The sequence below is a fragment of the Pseudomonas kuykendallii genome (assembly GCF_900106975.1).
GTDB lineage: Bacteria > Pseudomonadota > Gammaproteobacteria > Pseudomonadales > Pseudomonadaceae > Pseudomonas_O > Pseudomonas_O kuykendallii.
In genome coordinates, this window is the sequence record NZ_FNNU01000001.1 from 75589 (window position 1) to 99148 (window position 23560).

At 64.4% G+C, this 23560-nt stretch carries 20 protein-coding genes, 1 other RNA gene and 1 pseudogene; 11 read left to right on the top strand and 11 right to left on the bottom strand.

Annotated elements, in window-relative coordinates; all coding sequences use genetic code 11:
- The first annotated feature begins 78 nt into the window (after window positions 1-78).
- On the top strand, window positions 79-1752 hold the full coding sequence (gene recN / locus BLV15_RS00345; RefSeq protein ID WP_090223642.1) for a DNA repair protein RecN: 1674 nt from the start codon (window positions 79-81) through the stop codon (window positions 1750-1752).
- A gap of 67 nt (window positions 1753-1819) precedes the next feature.
- On the opposite strand, the gene fur is transcribed toward recN, so the two are convergent.
- Entirely contained in the window at window positions 1820-2227 is a 408-nt protein-coding gene (fur, locus tag BLV15_RS00350) for a ferric iron uptake transcriptional regulator (RefSeq protein ID WP_090223643.1), read from the bottom strand.
- Window positions 2228-2324: 97 nt separating this feature from the next.
- Between fur and BLV15_RS00355 the strand changes: the two genes are divergently transcribed.
- Window positions 2325-2846 carry an outer membrane protein assembly factor BamE gene (locus BLV15_RS00355; RefSeq protein ID WP_090223645.1) on the top strand — a complete coding sequence of 174 codons (522 nt, stop codon included), beginning with the start codon at window positions 2325-2327 and terminating at the stop codon, window positions 2844-2846.
- A gap of 35 nt (window positions 2847-2881) precedes the next feature.
- Here BLV15_RS00355 and BLV15_RS00360 read toward each other — a convergent pair whose 3' ends face one another.
- Genes BLV15_RS00360 through BLV15_RS00370 form a run of 3 tightly spaced genes read right to left on the bottom strand, consistent with a single transcriptional unit; the run spans window position 2882 to window position 5038 of the window.
- Window positions 2882-3190, bottom strand: coding sequence for an RnfH family protein (locus BLV15_RS00360; RefSeq protein ID WP_245728108.1), 309 nt, complete (start codon window positions 3188-3190; stop codon window positions 2882-2884).
- A gap of 4 nt (window positions 3191-3194) precedes the next feature.
- On the bottom strand, window positions 3195-3629 hold the full coding sequence (locus BLV15_RS00365) for a type II toxin-antitoxin system RatA family toxin (RefSeq protein WP_090223648.1): 435 nt from the start codon (window positions 3627-3629) through the stop codon (window positions 3195-3197).
- 11 nt (window positions 3630-3640) lie between these two features.
- Window positions 3641-5038 (bottom strand): sodium-dependent transporter, encoded by a 1398-nt coding sequence (locus BLV15_RS00370; protein WP_090223650.1) that lies wholly within the window; start codon window positions 5036-5038, stop codon window positions 3641-3643.
- 117 nt (window positions 5039-5155) lie between these two features.
- Between BLV15_RS00370 and smpB the strand changes: the two genes are divergently transcribed.
- Entirely contained in the window at window positions 5156-5638 is a 483-nt protein-coding gene (smpB, locus tag BLV15_RS00375) for an SsrA-binding protein SmpB (RefSeq protein ID WP_090223652.1), read from the top strand.
- Between the two features lie 65 nt (window positions 5639-5703).
- Here smpB and BLV15_RS00380 read toward each other — a convergent pair whose 3' ends face one another.
- Window positions 5704-6468 carry a GntR family transcriptional regulator gene (locus tag BLV15_RS00380; RefSeq protein WP_090223653.1) on the bottom strand — a complete coding sequence of 255 codons (765 nt, stop codon included), beginning with the start codon at window positions 6466-6468 and terminating at the stop codon, window positions 5704-5706.
- Between the two features lie 282 nt (window positions 6469-6750).
- Between BLV15_RS00380 and BLV15_RS00385 the strand changes: the two genes are divergently transcribed.
- The 5 genes from BLV15_RS00385 to ssrA all read left to right on the top strand — a co-directional run bounded on the left by BLV15_RS00385 (window position 6751) and on the right by ssrA (window position 13756).
- Window positions 6751-8451: a lactate permease LctP family transporter gene (locus BLV15_RS00385; RefSeq protein WP_090223655.1), complete on the top strand. Its 1701-nt coding sequence runs from the start codon at window positions 6751-6753 to the stop codon at window positions 8449-8451.
- A 224-nt stretch (window positions 8452-8675) separates the two neighbouring features.
- Complete coding sequence (gene lldD, locus BLV15_RS00390; RefSeq protein WP_090223657.1) at window positions 8676-9845, top strand: FMN-dependent L-lactate dehydrogenase LldD; 1170 nt, start codon at window positions 8676-8678, stop codon at window positions 9843-9845.
- Window positions 9846-9907: 62 nt separating this feature from the next.
- Entirely contained in the window at window positions 9908-12742 is a 2835-nt protein-coding gene (locus BLV15_RS00395; RefSeq protein WP_090223658.1) for an FAD-binding and (Fe-S)-binding domain-containing protein, read from the top strand.
- A 251-nt stretch (window positions 12743-12993) separates the two neighbouring features.
- Window positions 12994-13272 (top strand): hypothetical protein, encoded by a 279-nt coding sequence (locus BLV15_RS00400; RefSeq protein WP_090223660.1) that lies wholly within the window; start codon window positions 12994-12996, stop codon window positions 13270-13272.
- Between the two features lie 125 nt (window positions 13273-13397).
- Window positions 13398-13756: a transfer-messenger RNA gene (ssrA, locus tag BLV15_RS00405) on the top strand.
- Window positions 13757-14007: 251 nt separating this feature from the next.
- Here ssrA and BLV15_RS00410 read toward each other — a convergent pair.
- From BLV15_RS00410 to BLV15_RS00430, 6 genes and pseudogenes are all read right to left on the bottom strand, one after another.
- Window positions 14008-15069, bottom strand: coding sequence for a hypothetical protein (locus BLV15_RS00410; protein ID WP_245728109.1), 1062 nt, complete (start codon window positions 15067-15069; stop codon window positions 14008-14010).
- Between the two features lie 40 nt (window positions 15070-15109).
- Entirely contained in the window at window positions 15110-15469 is a 360-nt protein-coding gene (locus tag BLV15_RS00415) for a hypothetical protein (RefSeq protein WP_245728110.1), read from the bottom strand.
- Window positions 15470-15705: 236 nt separating this feature from the next.
- A pseudogene (locus BLV15_RS21790) lies at window positions 15706-15795 on the bottom strand (IS5/IS1182 family transposase); the annotation flags it as partial.
- Window positions 15796-16124: 329 nt separating this feature from the next.
- Complete coding sequence (locus tag BLV15_RS00420; protein WP_090223661.1) at window positions 16125-16637, bottom strand: nuclear transport factor 2 family protein; 513 nt, start codon at window positions 16635-16637, stop codon at window positions 16125-16127.
- Window positions 16638-17005: 368 nt separating this feature from the next.
- Complete coding sequence (locus BLV15_RS00425) at window positions 17006-18310, bottom strand: NTP/NDP exchange transporter (RefSeq protein WP_090223663.1); 1305 nt, start codon at window positions 18308-18310, stop codon at window positions 17006-17008.
- A gap of 27 nt (window positions 18311-18337) precedes the next feature.
- A complete protein-coding gene (locus BLV15_RS00430) occupies window positions 18338-19387 on the bottom strand; it encodes an SDR family oxidoreductase (RefSeq protein ID WP_090223664.1) in 1050 nt (349 codons plus the stop codon).
- Between the two features lie 161 nt (window positions 19388-19548).
- On the opposite strand from BLV15_RS00430, the gene BLV15_RS00435 reads away from it, so the two are divergent.
- The 3 genes from BLV15_RS00435 (at window position 19549) to BLV15_RS00445 (ending at window position 23560) form a co-directional block, all read left to right on the top strand.
- Window positions 19549-20451, top strand: coding sequence for a LysR family transcriptional regulator (locus BLV15_RS00435; RefSeq protein ID WP_090223666.1), 903 nt, complete (start codon window positions 19549-19551; stop codon window positions 20449-20451).
- A gap of 374 nt (window positions 20452-20825) precedes the next feature.
- Window positions 20826-21308: a (2Fe-2S)-binding protein gene (locus tag BLV15_RS00440; protein ID WP_090223668.1), complete on the top strand. Its 483-nt coding sequence runs from the start codon at window positions 20826-20828 to the stop codon at window positions 21306-21308.
- A complete protein-coding gene (locus BLV15_RS00445) occupies window positions 21308-23560 on the top strand; it encodes a xanthine dehydrogenase family protein molybdopterin-binding subunit (protein ID WP_090223670.1) in 2253 nt (750 codons plus the stop codon). Before BLV15_RS00440 ends, BLV15_RS00445 begins: the two co-directional genes overlap by 1 nt.

Below are 23560 nucleotides of genomic sequence, written 5' to 3' on the forward strand. Positions count from 1 at the left end.
CCCAACCGACGGAACGGATTGTCAGGCGCCACACAACCACTGTATAAATACCCAGCCATCACGTCGGGAGTATTCATCATGCTGGTGCACCTGTCCGTTCATAACTACGCCATTGTCGAACACCTCGATCTCGAGCTGGACCGCGGCATGAGCGTGATTACCGGCGAAACCGGCGCCGGCAAGTCGATCATGCTCGACGCCCTCGGCCTGACCCTCGGCGACCGTGCCGACAGCGGCGCCGTCAGGCCGGGCGCCGACAAGGCGGACATCCTCGCCAGCTTCGACCTCGGCGACATCCCCGAGGCGCGCGTCTGGCTCGCCGAGCGCGACCTGGACAACGATGGCCCGTGCATCCTGCGCCGGGTGATCACCGCCGAAGGCCGTTCGCGCGCCTACATCAACGGGGCGCCCTGCCCGCAGGCCGACCTGAAAAGCCTCGGCGAGCTGCTGATCGACATCCACAGCCAGCACGAGCATCAGTCGCTGCTGAAGGCCGACACCCACCGCCGCCTGCTCGACGAATTCGTCGGTGCCAGCGAGCTGGCACGCCAGGTCCAGCTCGCCGCCCAGCGCTGGCGCCAGACCCGCCAGGAGCTCGAGCGCATCTCCAGCAGTGGCGACGAACAGCGCGCCCGCCACCAACTGCTCAGCTATCAGATGGAAGAGCTGGAAAACCTCGCCCTCGGCGAACACGAGCTGGAGGAACTGGAACAGGAACACAAGAGCCTGACCAACGCCGAAAGCCTCCTCGGCGCCTGCCGCCACGTCATCGAACTCTGCGCCGAGAGCGACTCCGGCAACGTGCTCTCCGCCCTCACCGCCAGCCTGCAGCGCCTGGGCAACCGTTCCAGCCAGCCCGGCGCGCTCAACGAGGCCGCCGAACTGCTGTCCAGCGCGCAGATCCAGGTCGAGGAAGCCGTCGGCGAACTGAACCGCTTCCTCGATCATTTCGACGCCGACCCGGCACGCCTGCAGACGCTCGAGGAACGCCTCGACGCCATCTATACCCTGGCCCGCAAGCATCGGGTGCAGCCGGCGGAACTCGCGGCGCTGCAGCAACGCCTGCTCGACGAACTGGAAACCCTCAATGCCGATGACGAAGCCCTGGAGCGGCTGGCTCAGGAGCTGGCCTCCTACGCGCGTCACTACCAGGAGAAAGCCACCGAACTCAGCGGCCTGCGCAACGAAGGCGCGCCACGCCTGGCCAGCGCGGTCGAAGCCGAGATGCAGCGCCTGGGCATGCCCGGCGGACGCTTCGCCATCGAACTGCGCGAGATTGCTGCGACGGACCCGCACCCGACCGGACTGGAGCAGGTCGAGTTCCTGGTCAGCGCGAACCCCGGCCAGCCACTCAAGGGCCTGGCCAAGGTGGCATCCGGCGGCGAACTCTCACGAATCAGCCTGGCGGTGCAGGTCATCACCGCACAGACCTCGAGGGTCCCGACGCTGGTGTTCGACGAAGTGGACGTGGGTATCGGCGGACCGACCGCGGAAGTGGTCGGTCAGCTGCTGCGCCGCCTCGGCGAGCGAGGCCAGGTGCTCACGGTGACCCACCTGCCGCAGGTTGCCGCGCAGGGCCATCAGCATCTCTTCGTGCACAAGGCGCGCGGCAGCGATGAAACCCGCACCGCGGTGGCCAAACTGGATGCGCCGGGCCGCGTGGAAGAGATCGCGCGGATGCTCGGCGGCGTCGACCTCACGGAGGAATCCCTGGCCCACGCGCGGAAAATGGTCGAAACGGCGAACGGCTGAGCATCAGGAACGATGACGCAGACACGAAAAAGGCGACCCTCGGGTCGCCTTTTTCACAACGGATTGATCACTTCTTGTTGGTGCGCACGTAGAGCACCAGATTGTGATCGACCAGCTCGAAACCGTGTTCGAGCACGATTTCCTTCTGCCGCCGCTCGATCTCGGCATCCATGAATTCGATGACTTCCCCGGTATCCACGCAGACCATGTGATCGTGGTGGCCGCTGTCCGCCAGTTCGAACACGGCGTGGCCGCCGTCGAAGTTGTGCCGAGTGACCAGACCGGCCGCCTCGAACTGGGTGAGCACGCGATAGACGGTAGCCAGGCCGACGTCCTCGCCCGCCTCCATCAGTGCTTTGTAGACGTCTTCAGCGCTCATGTGGCGCTGATCGGTCGAGTCCAGCATCTGCAGAATCTTGACCCGCGGAAGGGTTACCTTCAGGCCAACTTTGCGAAGTTCGTTATTTTCAACCATGGTCAGCTTTCTCGTGGCTGCTGCTTCGCAGCACCTTCCAATGCAAGTATGATCGGGGTTTTCGTGGCCCAGCCAAGATAGTGGAAGTAACCCACCGATGCAAAACACCAAGCTCCTGATTACCAGCTTTAGCCTAGTGGGGCTGTTGGCTCTCGCCGGCTGCTCGTTCCCCGGCGTTTACAAGATCGACATCCAGCAGGGCAATGTCGTAACTCAGGACATGATAGACCAGTTGAAGCCTGGAATGACCCGTCGCCAGGTGCGGTTTATCATGGGCAACCCGCTGCTCACCGACACTTTCCACACCAATCGCTGGGATTATCTGTACAGCATCCAGCCTGGCGGACGTCAGCGCCTGCAGGAGCGCGTCAGCCTGACTTTCGACCAGAACGACCTGCTGGTCGGCCTGAACGGCGACTTCATGCCGGGCGTCAGCCGCGACGAAGCGATCCTCGGCACCGACGGCAGCACCCAGCCGCAAGCGCCGAGCCAGCAACCGCAGAAGAGCGAAGAGAAGCCGGCACCCGGCTCGCTGCTCGAGCAGATTCAGCGCGACGTCGACGATGTCAAGTCGGTCCCGGTACCGACGCCCACGCCGCTGGAAACCTCGCCGCAGTAAATCAGGCATGAAAAAGCCCGGCTCGCCGGGCTTTTTCATGCCTGGGATTCGCCCCGCTCGCGTAGACGGGCCTTTTCCGCGCGCTGCTTGCGCACTTCCTTGGGGTCGGCGACCAGCGCCCGGTAGATTTCGACCCGGTCGCCGTCCTCCAACACGCGTCGCTGCGGATCGGCCAGCACCTTGCCGAAGATCCCCAGCGGGCTGCCCTGCAGGTCCAGCCCGGGAAATTCCGCGTCCATGCCACTGGCGACGACCACCGCTCGAGCATCGCTTCCCGGCGGCACCTCGCGCGTCAGCAACACCTGCCGATCCGCCTCCGCGTAGACCACCTCGACGCGAATCATGGGGTCAGCCGTAGAGCTGCTTGGCGCGCTGGCAGAACGCATCGACAAGCGTATTCGCCGCCTGGTTGAACAGCGGGCCGAGCGTTGCCTTGACCAGCGGACCGGCATAATCGAAGGTCAGGTCGAGGCTGATCTTGCAGGCCTTGTCGGTCAGCACCTTGAACTGCCAGACCCCGTGCAGCTGGCTGAACGGACCCTCTTCCAGGTCCATCACGATGGTCTGCCCGGGCGTCAGCGTGTTGCGCGTGATGAACTGCTGACTGAGCCCGGCCTTGGCCACGCTGAGGCTGGCGCGCATGGAGGTGGGGTCGGCATCCAGCACCGCGCTGGCGGAGCACCAGGGCAGGAACTCCGGGTAGCGCGCCACGTCGTTGACCAGGTCGTAGAGCGCCTGGGCCGGGTACGGCAGCAAGGCCGAACGTTGAATATGGGTACTCATTTTCTACCTGTTCAGTTCCACAACTGGGCGGTGAAGACGACCAGAATGCCGAATGGTGCCACATATCGCATGAGGAGGAACGCCAGCGCGAACAGCCGCGGGCTGCGCATCGCCAACTCGTCGCGCACCGCATCGCGCCCCATGATCCAGCCGGCGAAGACCACGAAACACAGCCCACCGAGCGGCAACATGATCCGCGAGGTGAAGAAGTCGATCACGCCGAAGAAGTCCAGCCCGCTCGCCGCGCCCCATTGATAAAGCGAGAAGCCGCCGTTTTCGCGGACGAAGAATTTCGCCTGCTTCCAGATATTGAAGGAGAACACCGTGCCGAGACCGACGAACCAGCAGACGAACGCCAGCACGCTGGTGATCCACAGTCGCGAACGGCGGCTGCGCTCCACCAGGTAGGCGACCATCGGTTCGAGCATGGAGATCGCCGAGGTCCAGGCGGCGATCAGCACCAGGATGAAGAACACCACACCCATCACCTGGCCGAAGCCGACGTTGCCGAATGCCAGCGGCAGGGTGACGAACATCAGCCCCGGCCCTTCGCCCGGGTTCAGCCCGGCGGAAAACACGATGGGGAACAAGGCCACGCCGGCCAGCAGCGAGACGAAGGTATCCATCAGCGCCACGGCGATGACGGTGGCGCCGATGGAGGTGTGCTTCGGCATGTAGGCGCCGTAGATCATGATCGAACCGACCCCCACGCTCAGCGAGAAGAACGCGTGGCCCATGGCGGGCAGCGTTCCCTCGAGCAGCCGCGAGGTATCGAAATTGAACATGAAATGCAGGCCCTGCATGAAATGCCCGGTGGTCATGCTATAGCCGAGCAGGATCAGCAGCAGGACGAACAGCAGCGGCATCATGATTCGCAGGCTTTTCTCGAGCCCGGCGACCACGCCCTTGGCGATCACCCAGGCCGACAACGCCATGAACACCGTGTGCCAGAGGATCATCCGCCAGGGATCGTCCACCAGCGCGCCGAACAGCGCCGCGCCACGCTCGGCGGTGGCGCCCTGGAAGTCGCCGCGCCCGACTCCGAGGATGTAATCCAGCGACCAGCCGCCGACCACGCTGTAGAACGAAAGGATCAGCAGCGCGGTGATCATCCCGGCGAAGGCCGCCCAGGACCAGACGGGCGTATGCCCGGCGGCGACCGCCAGCTCACGCAGCGCGTTCGCCGGACTCTGCCGCGCGCGCCGGCCGATCAGGGTTTCGGCGAGCATCACCGGCAGACCGATCAGCGCGATGCAGGCAAGGAACACCAACACGAAGGCGCCGCCGCCGTAGACGCCGGTCATGTAGGGAAATTTCCAGATGCTGCCCAGACCGACCGCGGAACCGGTAGCCGCGAGGATGAACACCCAGCGACTGGTCCAGCCGCCGTGCACTGAAACCTTGTCCATCGATTGCTGCCCACCCGGTCAAAAAAGAGCGCGCATTGTCCGGGTTTCACCCAACCCCCTCAAGCGCACGTCTGCGGCATAGCCGCGCCGTTGTCGACTCCCTATAATGCCGCCCCTATGGCCAAGCAAAAGAAAACATCTCCGGGTTCCATCGCGCAGAACAAGAAGGCACTGCACGACTTTTTCATCGAGCAACGCTTCGAAGCGGGCCTCGCTCTCGCGGGCTGGGAAGTGAAAAGCCTGCGCGCCGGCAAGGCGCAGTTGGTCGACAGCTACGTGCTGCTCAAGGACGGCGAGGCGTGGCTGATGGGTTGCCACATCACGCCGCTCACCACCGCCAGCACCCACGTCATCGCCGACCCCACCCGCACGCGCAAGCTGCTCCTGCACAAGCGCGAACTGGGCAAGCTGTTCGGCGCCGTGCAGCAGAAGGGCTACGCCTGCGTGGCGCTGTCGCTGCACTGGAAGAAGCACCTGATCAAGTGCGACATCGCCCTGGCGAAGGGCAAGAAGGAGTTCGACAAGCGCCACACCGAGAAGGAGCGCGACGCCGATCGCGAGGTGCAGCGCGCGATGCGCACCAAGGGCAAGGACGAGTAATCGCCGCCCGCCTTCGGACGGCTCCGCGGGTTTCCAGCCCGCGCCGTCCGAACCTCATCTAACCGCTACAAGCCCTGACGACGCTGCGCCCGCGCCACGCGCTGGGCTTCCTGCTGGGCTTCGGCGAGCACTTCCTGAACGTAGTGGATGTGCCGGTTGGAGATATCCCGGGCGTCTTCGGCCCGTCGCTCGATGATCGCGTCGAACAGCTCGCGGTGCTGCTTCATCAGCATGTCGCGGGTCTCGCTGCGGCGTTCGTACATTCCGCCGATGTTGGTCACCACGTTGCGCTTGAGCAGGTCGAACAGCGCGCGGATGGTGTGCAGCAGCATGCCGTTGTGGCTGGCCTCGGCGATCGCCAGGTGGAAGGAGGCGTCGGCCGCGCCCTCTTCGACGCTGACCTGCGGGTTGCGCAGGTAGCACTGCTGCAGCGTGTCGAATGCCGCGCGCAGGCGCTGGTGATCCAGCTCCGTGGCGCGAATGGCCGCGTAGTACGCGCAGGAGCCTTCCAGCGTGTGGCGAAACTCCAGCAGATCGCGCTGCGCTTCGTCGCTGCTTTCCAGCAGGTGCATGAGCGGGTCGCTGAACGCCGAGCCCAGGGTATCGACGACGAAGGTTCCGCCGCCGTGCCGACTCATTAGCAGGCCACGCGCGGTGAGCTTCTGAATCGCTTCGCGCAGCGAGGGCCGTGACACGCCGAAACGTTCCGCCAGGGCTCTTTCGGCGGGCAATCGTTCACCGGCACGCAAGGTGCCTTCGAGGATCATCGTCTCGAGTTGCGCAACGATAGTGTCCGACAAACGACGCTGACGAACCTGACCAAACTCCAATGACACCGTTCTCACCTCGAAATGGTCGCCGCTGTGGCGATCGTCAGGCAGCGGGCGCTACCCGCTGGGAAGACTAGACAGCCCGTTTACAGCCCACAAGAGACGCGGCATCCAGCGGTCTTCGACCAAAGTATGAGCCGCTCAAATTGACACCCACATAGCCCGCTTTTAATCTGGGCGCGTGACGCTGTAAATTGGTATTACCACTTTATCTGCACGCACCGGGACCCGCAACACCCTGCGAACCGGGCAGCTACAACCACAATAAACAGGGGAGTCCCCATGCAGACTTGGCAACAGATCTACACCCCGCTTGGCAGCCTGTGGCTGTCCGCGGCGGTCGCACTGATACCGATCGTGTTCTTCTTCCTCGGCCTCGCGGTATTCCGCATGAAGGGCTACGTCGCCGGGACCATCACCCTGGCCCTCTCCATGCTGATCGCCATCTTCGCCTTCGACATGCCCGTCGAGAAGGCGCTGGCCTCGGCCGGCTACGGCTTCGCCTATGGTCTCTGGCCGATCGCCTGGATCATCGTCGCGGCGGTATTCCTCTACAAACTGACGGTCAAGAGCGGCCAGTTCGAGATCATCCGCAGCTCGGTGCTGTCGATCACCGACGACCAGCGTCTGCAGATGCTGCTGATCGGCTTCTCCTTCGGCGCGTTCCTCGAAGGCGCCGCCGGCTTCGGCGCACCGGTGGCGATCACCGCGGCCCTGCTCGTCGGCCTCGGCTTCAACCCGCTGTATGCCGCCGGCCTGTGCCTGATTGCCAACACCGCGCCAGTGGCGTTCGGCGCGCTGGGTATCCCGATCATCGTCGCAGGCCAGGTCACCGGCATCGACGCGTTCAAGATCGGCGCCATGACCGGTCGCCAACTGCCGCTGCTGTCGCTGATCGTGCCGTTCTGGCTGGTGGCGATGATGGACGGCCTGCGCGGCATCAAGGAAACCTGGCCCGCCGCACTGGTTGCCGGTGCCAGCTTCGCCGTTGCGCAGTTCTTCACCTCCAACTTCATCGGCCCGGAACTGCCGGACATCACCTCCGCGCTGTTCAGCCTGATTTCCCTGACCCTGTTCCTCAAGGTCTGGCAGCCCAAGCGCAGTGGCGCCGCGGCCAAGGAAGCCGAAGTGGTCGGCATCACCGCGGGCGGCGCTGCCGTGGTCGGCGGTTTCGGCGGAGCCCGCTCCACGGTCGCCTCGCCCTACAGCTTCGGCCAGATCCTCAAGGCCTGGTCGCCGTTCCTGATCCTCACCGTGGTCGTCACCATCTGGACGCTGAAGCCGTTCAAGGCGATGTTCGCCGCGGGCGGTGCGCTGTACAGCAGCGTGTTCACCTTCGCCGTGCCCTACCTCGACCAACTGGTGATCAAGGTGGCCCCGATCGTCGCCAACCCGACGCCAATGCCGGCCGTGTTCAAGCTCGACCCGATCTCCGCCACCGGCTCCGCGATCTTCCTCTCCGCGGTCCTGTCGATGTTCATCCTGCGGATCACCCCACGAATTGGTCTGACCACATTCAAGGAGACCCTGGTCGAGCTGAAGTTCCCGATCATGTCGATCGGCATGGTGCTGGCCTTCGCCTTCGTCACCAACTACTCCGGCATGTCCACCACCATGGCGCTGGTTCTCGCCGGCACCGGCGCGGCCTTCCCGTTCTTCTCGCCGTTTCTCGGCTGGCTGGGCGTGTTCCTGACCGGCTCGGACACCTCGTCCAATGCCCTGTTCGGCTCGCTGCAGGCGACCACCGCGCACCAGATCGGCGTGAACGACACGCTGCTGGTGGCCGCCAACAGCAGCGGCGGCGTGACCGGCAAGATGATCTCGCCACAGTCCATCGCCGTAGCCTGCGCTGCGACCGGCCTGGTGGGCAAGGAATCCGACCTGTTCCGCTTCACCCTCAAGCACAGCCTGATCTTCGCCACCTTCGTCGGCATCATCACCGTGCTGCAGGCCTACGTGTTCACCGGCATGCTGGTGCACTGAGGCACTGACCGCGGTTGACTACGCTGTCAGAGCCACGCGGGACGGATGCCAGTCGGCATTCCGTTCCGCAGGCGTTTACAGCCACCTGGAGCGGGACATCCAGGCCCGTCGGCAGCGCCGCGACTCGCCGCGCATCTGCGCCGCAGGTGCACCGACATCCAGTTTCCCTGTCGAGGACGACGCCCACCTGGCGCCCGCCTCGCTTTCCCAAACGGTGTGAACACATGATCATCTCCGCCTCTACCGATTACCGCGCCGCGGCCAAACGCAAGCTGCCGCCCTTCCTGTTCCACTATGTCGACGGCGGCGCCTACGCCGAGTACACCCTGCGCCGCAACGTCGACGACCTGGCCAGCATCGCCCTGCGCCAGCGCGTACTGCGCAACATGTCCGAGCTGAGCCTGGAGACCCAGCTGTTCGGCGAGACCCTGTCGATGCCGGTTGCCCTGGCGCCCGTCGGGCTGACCGGCATGCTCGCCCGCCGCGGCGAAGTGCAGGCCGCACGCGCCGCCGACGCCAAGGGCATTCCCTTCACCCTGTCCACCGTGTCGGTCTGCCCGATCGAGGAAGTCGCGCCGGCGATCAAGCGGCCGATGTGGTTCCAGCTCTACGTGCTGAAAGACCGCGGCTTCATGAAGAACGCCCTCGAGCGCGCCAAGGCCGCCGGCGTGACCACCCTGGTGTTCACCGTCGACATGCCCACTCCCGGCGCACGCTACCGCGACGCCCACTCAGGCATGAGCGGCCCGAACGCCGCCCTGCGCCGCGTGGTACAGGCCATGACCCACCCGCTGTGGGCCTGGGACGTGGGCCTGAACGGCAAGCCGCACGACCTCGGCAACATTTCCACCTACCGCGGCCATCCCACCGGGCTGGAGGACTACATCGGCTGGCTGGCGACCAACTTCGATCCGTCGATCTCCTGGCAGGACCTGCAGTGGATTCGCGATTTCTGGGACGGCCCGATGGTCATCAAAGGCATCCTCGACCCCGAGGACGCCCGCGATGCGGTCAAGTTCGGCGCGGACGGCATCATCGTCTCCAACCATGGCGGCCGTCAGCTCGACGGCGTGCTCTCCAGCGCGCGGGCGATGCCGGCGATCGCCGATGCGGTCAAGGGCGACCTCAAGATCCTCGCCGACTCGGGCATCCGCAATGGCCTCGACGTGGTGCGCATGATCGCCCTGGGCGCCGATACCGTACTGCTCGGGCGTGCCTTCGCCTACGCACTGGCGGTGGACGGCGAAGCCGGCGTGACCAACCTGCTCAACCTGATCGAGAAGGAAATGCGCGTGGCGATGGTGCTCACCGGCGCCAAATCCATCAGCGAAATCAGCGCGGATTCGCTGGTCCGCGAACTGGGCGAATACCAGACCACCCGCCACGTCGACTAAACCGATGAGGCCGCGCGGCGCCCTCGCCGACGCGGCCCGCCACAACCGAACCTGGAGCCTGAATGAACACGTCCGTCGCCCTGCCGGCCGACTTCGTCGCCGCCGTCGAGCAGTTGATCCCGCGTGAGCGGCGTTTCGACGATCCGCTATCGACCCTTGCCTACGGCACGGACGCGAGCTTCTATCGCCTGATTCCGAAGCTGGTAGTGCGCGTCGAGTCGGAGCACGAAGTGGTCGCGCTGTTGCGTCAGGCGCAGGCATCCAAGGTCCCCGTGACCTTTCGCGCGGCCGGCACCAGCCTCTCCGGGCAATCGGTCAGCGACTCGGTACTGATCGTCCTCGGCGATCACTGGAACGCCCGCGAAATACGCGGCGAAGGCACGCAGATCCGCCTGCAGCCGGGCGTGATCGGCGCCCAGGCCAACGCCTGGCTGGCCCCGTTCGGACGCAAGATCGGGCCGGACCCGGCCTCGATCAACGCGGCCAAGATCGGCGGCATCGTCGCCAACAACTCCAGCGGCATGTGCTGCGGTACGGCGCAGAACACCTACCACACGCTGGCCGGCCTGCGCCTGGTGCTGGCCGACGGCACGGTGCTGGACAGCGAAGACCCGGCCAGCGTCGCTGCCTTCGAGCAATCCCATGCAGCGCTGCTCGAACAGCTGGCCGAACTCGGCCGGCAGACCCGCGCCAACACCGGGCTGGCGGCAAAAATCCGTCACAAGTACCGATTGAAGAACACCACCGGGCTGTCGCTCAATGCGCTGGTGGACTACGACCAGCCGCTGGACATCCTCAACCACCTGCTGGTCGGCTCCGAAGGCACGCTGGGGTTCATCAGCGCGGTGACCTACGACACCGTGCCGGAGTACCCGCACAAGGCCACCGCCTTCATCGTCTTCCCCGATGTGGAAACCTGCTGCCGCGCGGTGCCGGTGCTCAAGCAGCAACCGGTTTCCGCGGTGGAACTGCTCGACCGTCGCAGCATGCGTTCGGTGCAGGACAAGCCGGGCATGCCGGCCTTCGTGCAGACACTGTCCGAAGGGGCCTGCGCGCTGCTGATCGAGTCGCGCGCGGCCAGCCACAGCCTGCTTCACGAACAGCTCGGGCAGATCATGGCCTCGCTGGCCCCCTTCCCCACCGAGGCGCGAGTCGACTTCACCGAGGACCCGGTGGAATACGGACGGCTGTGGGCGATCCGCAAGGACACCTTCCCGGCCGTCGGCGCGGTGCGCGAGACCGGTACCACGGTGATCATCGAGGACGTGACCTTCCCGGTCGAACAGCTGGCCGAGGGCGTCAACCGTCTGATCGAACTGCTGGAAAAGCATCACTACGACGAGGCGATCCTGTTCGGCCACGCGCTGGAGGGCAACCTGCACTTCGTCTTCACCCAGAGCTTCGAGACGCCGGAACAGATCCAGCGCTACTCGGCGTTCATGGAAGACGTCGCGCAGCTGGTGGCGGTGGAGTTCGGCGGTTCACTGAAGGCCGAGCACGGTACCGGCCGCAACATGGCGCCCTTCGTCGAACTGGAATGGGGCAACGAGGCCTACCAGCTGATGTGGTCACTCAAACGGCTGCTCGACCCCAACGGCATCCTGAACCCCGGTGTGGTGCTCTCCGAAGACCCGGACATCCACCTGAAGAACCTCAAGCCGCTGCCGGCCGCCGACACCCTGGTCGACAAGTGCATCGAGTGCGGCTTCTGCGAGCCGGTCTGCCCGTCCAACGGGCTGACCCTGACCCCGCGCCAGCGCATCGTCATGTGGCGCGACATCCAGGCCAGGCAGCGCGCGGGCGTCGACACCGCCGAGCTGGAAGCCGACTACGCCTACCGTGGGGTGGACACCTGCGCCGCCACCGGCCTCTGCGCCCAGCGCTGCCCGGTGGGCATCAACACCGGCGAACTGGTGCGCAAGCTGCGCAGCGTGCACGCGCACCACGCCAAGGCCGCCACCTGGACGGCCGAACACTTCCGTACCGCCATGCTTGGCGCCCGCTTCATGCTGCACGTGGCCAATGGCGCGCGGCTGCTGCTCGGCGCGCCGCTGCTGGGCCGGACCTCCGCCGCGCTGAGCAAGGCCAGCAAAGGCCGCGTCCCGCTGTGGACGCCGGCCATGCCGCAGCCGATCCAGAAGCTCAACCTGCCGGAATCGAATGCCGACCAGCGCCCGCGCGTGGTCTATCTGGCGGCTTGCATTTCGCGTGCGATGGGCCCCGCGTCCGGCGACAAGGAACAGCTGCCGCTGCTCGACAAGACCCGCGCGCTGCTGGAGAAGGCCGGCTACCAAGTGGTCTTCCCGAAGAACCTCGACAACCTCTGCTGCGGCCAGCCATTCGCCTCCAAGGGCTACTTCGAGCAGGCCAACCGCAAGCGCCAGGAAACCCTCGACGCATTGCTCGAAGCCAGCCGCGGCGGGCTCGACCCGATCTACTGCGACACCAGCCCCTGCACCCTGCGGCTGGTCCAGGAGCTCGCCGACGAACGCCTCGACGTGCACGACCCGGTGCGCTTCATCCGCACCCACCTGCTCGACCGTCTGGACATCGTCCCGCAGGAAGCGCCGATCGCCGTCCACGTCACCTGCAGTACCCAGCACCTGGGCGAAGGCCCGGCGCTGATCGAAATCGCCAAGCGCTGCGCGAAGACCGTGGTGATTCCCGAAGGCATCCATTGCTGCGGCTTCGCCGGCGACAAGGGCTTCACCACCCCGGAGCTGAACGGCCACTCGCTGCGTTCGCTCAAGGACGCGGTGCAGCACTGCGACGAAGGCATCTCCACCAGTCGCACCTGCGAAATCGGCCTGACCCAACACGGCGGCATCGACTACCACGGCCTGGTGTATCTCGTCGACCGCGTCTCCCGCCCCCGAGCCACACCTCTAACTGTTTGATTGCACAAGTCTTTAGCCCCGTCACGTACGGGGCTTTTTTTCGCCGAAACAAACCTCAGCCAAGCGGCGCGAGAAAAAAATGAACCCCTGGCAATTCGCCGGAGTCCATTTTTGCAAGTCCGGTAATAAAAAGGACTTGTTCGAAACGGCCAGCCAAGGAAGCGAAAAACCTCTATCCAGAGCGCTTCCACGGTGAGTCAAACGGGTAAGCCAAAGGCGCCTGTGCCGAATCTTTGACCGAGGAGAAACACATGAAACGTACCGCGCTTGTTTTTGCTGCCGCACTGATGACATCGCCGGTTTTCGCCGCGAGCGACCTTTGTGATGTGAACCTGCAGAAGATCGACGACGGCATGACCACCGCCCCGACCCTGGGCGAACCGATGAAATCCGAAGTGGCCGAACTGAAGGCGGAAGCCATGAAGGCGCGCGACGCCGGCGACGAGAAAGCCTGCATCGCGGCCAGCGGCAAAGCTCTGCAGATGATGAAGGCCCCTGGTGACGGCGGCGGCAGCGGCAGCGGCCAGTAATCGGACCGTTCTGCTCACGCGGCCAGGAAGCCGGCTACGTGCCGGCTTCCTGGCGTAGCGGTCGACGCCGAAGGCCCGTTGCCGTAGACTACGCCGCTGCAACACCGTTACACCGTTCAGATTTTGGGGCCGATTAGGATTCGACGCCGGTAACAAAACTTGAGGGGCATGCCGAGTTGGTAACAGAACTCGTAAATCCACTGTTGCAAATTCATAGTTGCCAACGACGACAACTACGCTCTAGCCGCCTAAGTGCCGCTAGCTGTCCATAGGGGATGCCTGTAAACCCGAAGATTCTGGACAGTCAGATAGAACAGGATCGCCGCCAAGTTCGCTGTAGACGTAACGGCTAAAACTCATACAGCTCGCTCCAAGCGCCCTGCCACTCGGGCCGCGCGGAGTTAACTCAGTAGAGATGGCTAAGCATGTAGAACCGATAGTGGAGAGCTGGCGGACGGGGGTTCAAATCCCCCCGGCTCCACCAAATAAGCCCCTGATTTTCCTAGAGAAAATCAGGGGCTTTTCTTTGAGTATCGAAAAAGCTCTCGGTGCAGGCTCATGCAGTCGACGGCCCGAGTCATACCGCATCCTACAAGTCGCTGAGCCTGATTCAGATGAGTCCATGCAGCGAGGCAAGAGATGCTTTGGGTGGCCGTCGTGACCACGCATTCAAGAGGTTTGGGATGGGAGGACATCGGTCAGCCTATCCGACGTCCGCCGATCCCGTCAGATGTATCAGTTGACTTCCAGGGAGTAGGTCGGCCCCCAAGCTGACTGACCGGAAACTTTCCGGGCCTGCACCGTGATGGGTCGATAGGTCAATTGCTTGAGCACTCCCGCCATCTTCGGAAATCCGTAGTCTGCAGGATCTTGGGCGTGCAGGACCTGATCGACCTCCCCAAGTATCTTGACCATTCTGACTTGCTCTAACTCGCAGCGCATTTGGCGTTGCTGTGTTTGCTTACAACTCTCGGGGTCGTAGTTAATACTTGGCGGATCGGCAAAGAAACCGTCGATCAGCACCACCTCACCTGCCGCCACATCGAATGCAGCAAACTCCTTGGACAAATGAGCGGTCACCGTCCTGCCCTCGACTTCCCGCTGCGAGATAGTCTGCCGCCAGCCAGCAGCGCCCGTTTGCCGTTTTACGTCGTAAGTCTGCGTATCGACATAAGTGCACTCGCCGCTTACAACGCGAACTTGCGTGCAAACCTTTTGCTCGACCGTTTCCGTTCTATAAGTGGCATCCTCCCACTTCTGCCCACGGTCATACTCCGTGAAACTCTTGGGCTCGAACGTCGCGTATCCCATGGGTGAGGGTCTGCCACCCCGGTCGCCGGGAGTCGCAAAGGCCGGTGTCCTTGGCAAATCATAACCCAGGCTTGAAATCGAATAGCGCCCGGGATTTATCAGGTAGATCTTGTACAGCGTATGACCAAAAACCACCTGAAAATATGAGCCATGTTCCGTGCCTATATCGGTAGTTTTGGTGTCGTAGCCCACCTTGAACGAGGAAGAGGGATCGCGTGTATTCGTCCACTCCGTAACCGCCGAACGCAACTTCAAAAACTCCATCGTCGAGTCATTGTTTTGAAAGTCTACGTTCAAGCTGTCCAGGCTGGCGGTGGGCACCACCAGAATGACCTTTCCTGCTGATTTTGCGTTAGCGAAAAGATCATCTTCGACCTTGCGGCGCTCGGCTGTTTCGGTATCCAGGCCCGAGCCCTGGTCTGCACTGGCTTGCTGGACGGGTTTTATCGGTACACATCCCTGCAACGAGCTGAAACAGGCTGCCATGAAGGCAGCCGGAATCAATCCACACGCTGTACGAAGCATTTCAGCAACGGCCCGCGGCTTTGGTCAACGCATTGCACTGGGTGGAGTTCGTACTGGAATCCTGCACGCTTTCACCGTCGACCGGCCCCGAACACAGAGTGTCAGAATCCACAGCGCCATAGACCGACGTGTAATAGCAGTTATAAATACCTTTGCTGCTCTGCACTTTGAAGTTGACGGAGTCGAGGGTGGTGCTGCGATCCAGAATCTTCAATCGGTCTGGCGAAGTATTTAGAGCCACACCTGCTTTTTCCTGCAATTTGCTATCAGTCGCCATCGACGATGCGATACTTCCACACCCTGCCACCAGCGAAACGATAAAGCCGGCAAGTGCAACTTTCAAGAATCGTTTGTTTGACACGATGCAGACTCCATTATCAAAGTTCAAATAGCTCCTGCGGTCAGCAACCTTGCTGAAAACAGACTTTTCTTCACTGCCAAGCCCTGGATTTCATCAACATTCCCAGCAGCTGATCGAGGCTATTTCATGGAAACTGTAATAGCACTTTTATATCACTGGCGAGAGCAAAACCGTCGCCTTCGCGAGTGTCGCATACGACGTTGGCGGCGGCCAGTGCGCGACCACGGCCGCGGGCCTCTTGCCTGCCTGTAGTAGCGAGCCCCGATTCTGCGCCTCTCTTTTGGCCGGCCAAACATCCGTTCGATGATGTTCCGCTGGCGTACTTTGGACGATCAAGTTACCGAAGAGCGACATCCAGGAATGCCCCGGCCACTTTGCCCGGGAGTGCAGCTGAAGCTTCATGGACACGCCAGCGGAACATCGGTTCGCCACTGGCGCCGACTCTTAAAGTCCAGGCGGGTGAATGAATACGCCTGGCTTGCCGGGCCGAAGTCGGCACGCGCCAAGGATGATCGACGTCTAGCTGGAGTGATCAGCCACGCGTGACTGGAACGCAGGCGTCTACGGATAAATCCATGACGTTCTACGCGAGCTGGGCGAGCACGGCGGTAGATACGAGTTGCTCGGCGGCAGGTCGCGTCATCGATTCCGTCAGTCACTGCGTGGGTAGCGGAATGCGCTGCAGCACGTCGTCGTAGGCCGGCAGGTCCAGGTAGGCCGACACCTCGAAGGCCCTGCCGTCACGCATGTGGAAAATCCACGCGTAGCTGTTGCGATAGGGCCGACCGTCGCGGGCTACGCCGGCACCGTCCCACTGGATGATCACGTGGTCACCATCGGCCCATATCTGCCTGCTCACCGGACGCACCGGCGTGGACAGACGTGCAGCGAAGGGCTGCACCGCCTCGGACACGAAGGCGTCCAGGCCGTGATGAACGCCGGCGCTGGGGCCTGAGCCGTTGATGGTCCACACCACGTCGGGCGTCAGGATGTCGCGAAAGAAGGTATTGCCACCAGCCGCCCAGCGATCGAAGGCCTCGGTGACCGCCTGCCTGTTGCGGGCCTCGACGTCGCTGCTGGCATTGGCCGGTCCCGGTAGCAGAGCACCTAGTAACAGCACGCCGCCCAGGGCCGCGGCACGGGTGTTACGCAACGTTGGAATACGCATGGCTGAAATCCTCTTGTGGTTTTTCTGATCGGCCGCGCGCACGCCGGCCCTCCATAGAGAAGCCTGCCCTTGCGGTACGCCGTGGCCGTAGCAGGATCGTCCCGGTTTATTGCCCGATCCTCCTGTCGAAAAGCGTTGCAACACTTCGCTGGCCGCCGGCGTATCCGGGGAACCGCAGGCATGACCGGTGCAGATCGCCGCGCTTTACCTGCCAGGGCCGTCACTGAGAGGCGGCGATGCGCGAAGATGCCGTCAGGGCACTGAAGGGCCGGAGCTGGAGTCCCCGGTGCGATCGGTACGCGTGGTCCCACGCCTTGCATCGTGGCGATGACCACGCGCAGGCGATCCGCCCCGAGCGCACAGGGGCATCACCGAACCGGCGTCGAGCGCCTGCTCAACGCGTCGGCCTGCCTGCCCAGGTACCAGCCAAGCGCGCCCCAGGCCAGGGCGCAGGTGGCACCGACCAGCGCCACCGGCACCACGCCCTGGCCGAGCATGTCCAGGCCACTCTTCACCCAGCCGCTCAGGGCGTCGCCCGCCCGGTAGACGACCGTATCGATGAACCCCTTGGCCTTGTACTTGCTCTCGGCATCCAGCGGCGCGAAGAGCATCTCCCGGCCCGGTCGGACGAAGGCGTACTCACCGATGCGCCTGACGATCATCAGCGCCGCCAACAGGACGAACGTGGGCGCCAGGGCGAGACCGATAAAGCCCACGCAGACCAACACCGGCACGATCGCCAGCAGCATGCGCACCCCCAGCGTCCGAGCGATGCGCCCGATGATGAACAACTGCGCCAGCAAGGCTCCGGTCTGGACGATCACATCGATGATGCCGAACACCCTGATCTGCGAAGCGCGGTCCGGAAAGCGCTCGGCCACCAGGCGTGCCTGCTCGAAATACAGAAAGGTCGTCACCGTGGCGAGCAGGACGACGAAGACGGCGATGGCGAACAGATAAGGCGACTGCATGACCCGCGTCAGACCGCTGAACGGGTTGCCCGTCACTGGCTTGCGCGGGCTCTCCGTGACGGGCGCACCGGGTCTGCCGGCGCCACCGATTTCCCGCCAGCGCATCAGCGGCACTTTCAGTGCCAGCGCGACGCCCAGCAGCACGGCGGCCAGCAACACCAGCCCGGATTGGCCAACGGCTCCAACAAGCAGCGCGCTCGTCGCCGGCCCGACCAGGCCACCGACGCTCGCGCCCGCCGCAATGAAGGCGAACAGGCGCTTGGCCTGAAGCCCGTCGAACACATCGGCCATCAGGCTCCAGGCCACCGAGACCACGAACAGGTTGTAGACCGAAATCCATACGTAGAACACCCGGGCCAGCCAGACGTTGTCAGCGCTGAGCTGGAACAGTCCGGCGAAGGCCAGCAGGTTCAGACAGAAGAACCCGTAGACCCAATCGACGAAGTGAATACGCGGCACACGGGAGCTGAGCCAGGCGAACGACGGCACCGCCACCAGCATGACCACGAAGGTGACGGTGAATAGCCATTGCAGGTTCTCGATGCCGGCCATGATGCCCATCGACTCGCGAATCGGGCGCAGCATGAAATAGCCGGAGAACAGGCAGAAAAACAGCGCGAACCCCGCCATCGCAGGTTTCAGCTCGTGACGCTCGGCGTCGATGGCGGCGCCGAGGCGCTGTACCAGAGTGGCTGACAGCATGATGACTCTCCTCGCCTGGCGCCTGGCTTAGCGGTAGCTGACACCGGTCAGCTGTTCACTAACCGTCCATAGACGAGTGGCCGCCGCCGCGTCTTTCGCGGCGGCCGGTACGCTGGCCAGCCCCAGAGGACCGCGCTTTTCTCCCTCGCCCGTGGGGCCGTAGTAGGCACCTGGTTGCGCTTCGACGGCGGTGACTGCGTACAGCGTCGGCAGCGCACCCTGAGCGGCGGAGTGATAGCGCTCGCGCTCCTTGGCCCAGTTGCGTCCGAACGCGCTGTCCAGGCCCGGACCGCGCTCGATCAGCTCCGTCACGGCCACGCCAGGGTGAGCGGCGATGCTCCGAATCCCCCAGCCTTGCGCCTCGCTGCGGCGCTGCAGTTCGAGGGCGAACATCAGACCGGCCAGCTTGGACTGGGCATAGGACGCGTAGGGGTCGTAGGACCGCTCGGATTGCAGGTCATCGAAATCGAGGGTGCCGCGCGCGGCAGCGATGCTGGACAGGGTCACGACCCGCGCGTCATCGCTCTTGCGCAGCAGCGGCAGCAGATGGGCGGTCAGGGCGAAGTGGCCCAGATAGTTGGTGGCCAGTTGCAACTCGTAGCCATCGGTCGAGGCGACACGCTGCGGGGGAGCCATGATCGCGGCGTTATTGATCAACCCATCGAGGCGCGGCAGGGTCGCGCTGAGGCGTTCGCCGAGCGCCTGGACCGATGCCAGGTTGGCCAGGTCCACCGCCTCGAAGTGTACCTGGGCGTCGGCTACCTCCTGCTTGATACGGGCAATGGCCTCGTCGCCCCGTTGTGGGGTGCGTGCAGCAATCACTACCCGGGCGCCAGCGGCAGCGAGGGCCTTGGCGTCTTCGTAGCCCATGCCGCTGGTGCCGCCCGTGACGAGGAAAATACGGCCACTCTGCGAGGGCATGTCCGCCAGGCTCCAATCCGGTTTTGGCCGGCTCTGGGCGCTGGCGATGCCGACGTCCAGCAGGCAGCCCAGGACCAGACCGACGGTTGCAAGGCCTCTACGCCACGCGGCGCCGGCGATACGGATGGGATCCATCTGCAGGGTTGCACTTCTCATTGTTCGATCCTCACGTAGGGAATGACCTGACGAACCGCTACAAGGCGGTGCCGTCGACGTGAGGCATTGTTAACCCGTGGATTATCGCCGATAAGCCGCACCGAAATGGACGCTATGTACGCTCAACCGTACAATCCGCTCTTCCTTTTAGGAGAGCCGCCATGCGCCAGCCCAACCTGACCGATGTCGCCCTCTTCGCCGCGGTGGTGGAGGCGGGCGGGTTCCGGGTGGCAGCCCAGAAACGTGGCATGTCGGCCTCCTCCATCAGCGACGGTGTGCGCCGGCTGGAAAGCGATCTGGGCATCAGGCTGCTCAACCGCACGACCCGCAGCGTGGTCCCGACGGAAGTCGGTGCACGCCTGCTGGAGCGGCTACGCCCGGCTCTCGAGCAAATGAGCGCGGCCTTCGGCGACCTTCACGAAGATGCGCAGCGTCCTGTGGGGACCCTGCGCCTTAATGTACCGGTGCCCGTCGCGCGTTTCGTATTGCCCAAGCTGGTCCCTGCGTTTCTCGCACGCTACCCGGGGGTGAGCATCGAAGTGACGATGGATAACACCTTCATCGATGTCATCGCCGCCGGCTACGACGCCGGCGTGCGTTACGAGGAAAGCCTGGCCAAGGACATGATCGCCGTGCCCATCGGCCCGCGTCGCCAGCGCTTCGTAGCCGCCGCAGCGCCCGCCTATCTGGAGCAGAACGGCACGCCGCTGCATCCCCGCGACCTGCTCAATCACCGCCTGATCGGTCACCGCTTCGAGAGCGGCAAGCTGGGTGTATGGGAGTTCGAAAAAGACGCCGCGAGAATCCGCGTCCCGCCCCAGGGACCGTTGATCAGCTCATCCCAGGATCTGGAGGTGGGCGCTGCGCTAGGCGGCGTCGGGATCATCTACACCTTCGAGGAGTACCTGGGGCCGCTGATCGAGCAGGGCACGCTGTTACCGGTACTGGAGGACTGGTGGCAGGCATTCGACGGCCCCTACCTGTACTACAACGACCGCAGGCACGTGCCTTCGCCCCTTCGCGCATTCATAGATTTTCTGAAAACCGAAACCTGGGCGGGCTGAGTCGCCCGCGCCGGGCAGTCGCGGCGTGAACGTTACAGGCCGATGCTGTCGTCGCCCCCGCCCCCACATCCTCCACAGACCGCGCGTCAGTCTCGACGAAGGGCGCGATCCGTCGCGTCCTGCTCCCGGACACCGTACCGACTTGGCGAGCCAAACGCGGACTCCAGCGCCCCCTCAGCGGCAGGATTAGGCAAGACAGCCAGCGGATCGTGCTAACCAGCGACCTTCCCGTGCGTGGATGATGGTCGTAAGGCTATTGGCCGGGCGACGGGGTGCCAGGCCCTGCGCCGTAGCCGCTGCTACTTTTCCAGCATGACCTACCGGCACTCGAATGCCGGAGTCCCAATAACATCATCGTGACCAGCAGGTGAGCCATGGAATTGCGAATTAACCAGAAAACCTATCAGGTCGACGCCGAAGCGGACACGCCGCTGCTGTGGGTCATCCGCGATGACCTGGGGCTGACCGGCACCAAGTACGGCTGCGGCCTGGCGCAATGTGGCGCCTGCTCGGTGCTGGTGGATGGCAATGTGGTGCGCTCCTGCGTTACGCCGGTGGCCGGGGTGGTGGGGCGCGAGGTCACCACCATCGAGGCGATCGAGGCCGACGAAGTGGGCAAGCGCGTGGTCGCCGTCTGGGTCGAGCATCAGGTCGCCCAGTGCGGTTACTGCCAGTCCGGCCAGGTGGTCGCCGCCACCGCCCTGCTGAAGAACAATCCGAAGCCCGATGACGGGCAGATCGCCGCCGCGATGGTGAACCTGTGCCGCTGCGGCACCTACAACGCCATCCAGGCCGCCGTTCACGACCTGGCCGCGAACCTGGCCACGCCCGCTGCGCCTGCCGGGGGGAACGCCTGATGAGCGCCCGTATCGATAGAGAAGCTTCGCCGCTGGGTGAACCCATCAACCTTTCGCGCCGGCGTTTCCTGCTGGCCTCGGGCACGGTGACGGGCGCCCTGGTGCTGGGTTTCGCGCTGCCTTCGGGGTCTGCGCGGATGCAGGCGATGGCCGCCGAAAGCAAGGCGGCCGGCACCCAGGTGGGCGCCTTCCTGGAAATACGCCCGGACAGCACCGTTCGGCTTCTGTGCCCCTTCATCGAAGGCGGACAGGGCACCTACACCGCCATGGCGCAGATCGTCGGCGAGGAGCTGGACGCCGATCCCTCGACCTTCCTGGTCGAGAGCGCGCCGCCCGGCGAAGCCTATGTGGTGATGGAAAATGGCATGCGCATCACCGGCGGCAGCATGTCGGTGCGCATGAGCTACCCGACCATGCGCCGCCTCGGCGCGCTGGCGCGGGCCATGCTTTTGCAGGCCGCCAGCGCGCGGCTGAACGTCCCCGTGGCGGCGTTGACCACCGAGCCCGGCCGCGTGCTGCACCCGGTTTCGGGGCGCTCGCTGACCTACGGCGAGATGGCTGCGGATGCCCTCGACCTGCCCGTGCCGGATGTCGACAGCGTCACCCTGCGCGATCCCTCCCAGTTCCGCTGGATCGGCAAGCCGGTGCGCCGCCTGGACGCCTACGACAAATCCACCGGCAAGGCCCTGTACTCCATCGACATGCAGGTGGACGGCATGCTGCACGCCGCGGTGCAGCACGCGCCACGCCTGGGAATGACGGTGGGCGAGCTGCGCAACGAGGCGCAGGTCAAGGCGATGGAGGGTGTGCATTCGGTCCACCGCCTGCCCGGCGCCGTGGCGGTGGTCGCCGAGCGCTGGTGGCACGCCAAGCGCGCGGTCGAAGCCATCCAGGTGGACTGGCAGGAGGCCGCCGCCGATGCGACCGGGCGGGTGATGCCGGCGGACTTCTCCACCGTGGCCTACCGTGAGCGCCTGGCCAACGAACCCGGTCCGGGACGTGAAGCCGAGAAGGAAGGCGACTTCGCCGGCACCCTGGCCAAGGCGACCACCAGGGTCGAGGCCACCTACCACAACCAGTACCTCAATCACGCGCAACTCGAGCCACCGTCGGCCCTGGCCCGTTTCAATCCGGACGGCACGCTGGATATCTGGCTGCCCAACCAGGCGCAGGACATGTTCCTGGCCGATATCGCCAAATGCGCCGCCATCGACCCCTCCAGGATCAATCTGCATAGCCCGTTGCTGGGCGGTTTCTTCGGCCGGCACTTTCTCTACGAGACCGCCAACCCGTACCCGCAGGCCATCGAGCTGGCCAAGGCGGTCGGCCGGCCGATCAAGCTGATCTGGAGCCGCGAGGAGGAGTTCCTGCGCGACGCGTTGCGACCGATGGCGGTGGTGAAATTCCGCGCCGCGCTGGACGACAAGGGCCTGCCCGTCGCACTGGAGGCGGTCAGCGCCACGGAGGGGCCGACCGAGTCGCTCGCCGGCAAACCGGGCGACCAGCCCGACCCGACGGCGCTCGAAGGGCTGGCTGGCAAGTCCTATGCGATCCCGCACCGGCGCATCGCGCAGAACTATGTCAAAGGCCCGGTGGTGCTCGGCTACTGGCGCTCGGTGGGCAACTCGCTCAACGACTTCTTCTACGAGGCGTTTCTCGATGAACTGGCCGACAAAGGCGGGCAGGACCCGTTCGAGCTGCGCCTGCACCTGCTGCGAGACAACCCGCGCCTGACCCACTTGCTGCAGAGCGTCGTCGAGCTGTCCGGCGGCTGGAAGCGCGGCCCCTTCACCGCCGAGGATGGCTCGCGGCGCGCGCGGGGAGTGGCCATGGCCTCGCCGTTCGGCACGGAAACAGCGGTGGTCGCCGAGGTGTCCATCGAGAACGGGCAGGTGAAGGTGCATGACATCTGGCAGGCCATCGATCCGGGCAGCATCGTCAACCCGGCCATCGTCGAGGCGCAGGTGAATGGCGCGGTGTCGCTGGGCTTGTCCCAGGCGCTGGTGGAGGAAGCGGTGTACGTCGACGGCAAGCCACGCGGACGCAATTTCGATCTGTACCCGATCCTGCCGCCCGCGCGCATGGCACGCGTGCACGTCAAGGTGATCGAAAGCGGCGCCAAGATGGGCGGGATCGGCGAACCGCCGTTGCCGGCCGTGGCGCCCGCGGTGGCCAATGCGGTGGCGCGGCTGACCGGCCAGCGCATTCGCAGCATGCCCTTCTCGAGCTACACCTTCAGCCAACCCGCCTGA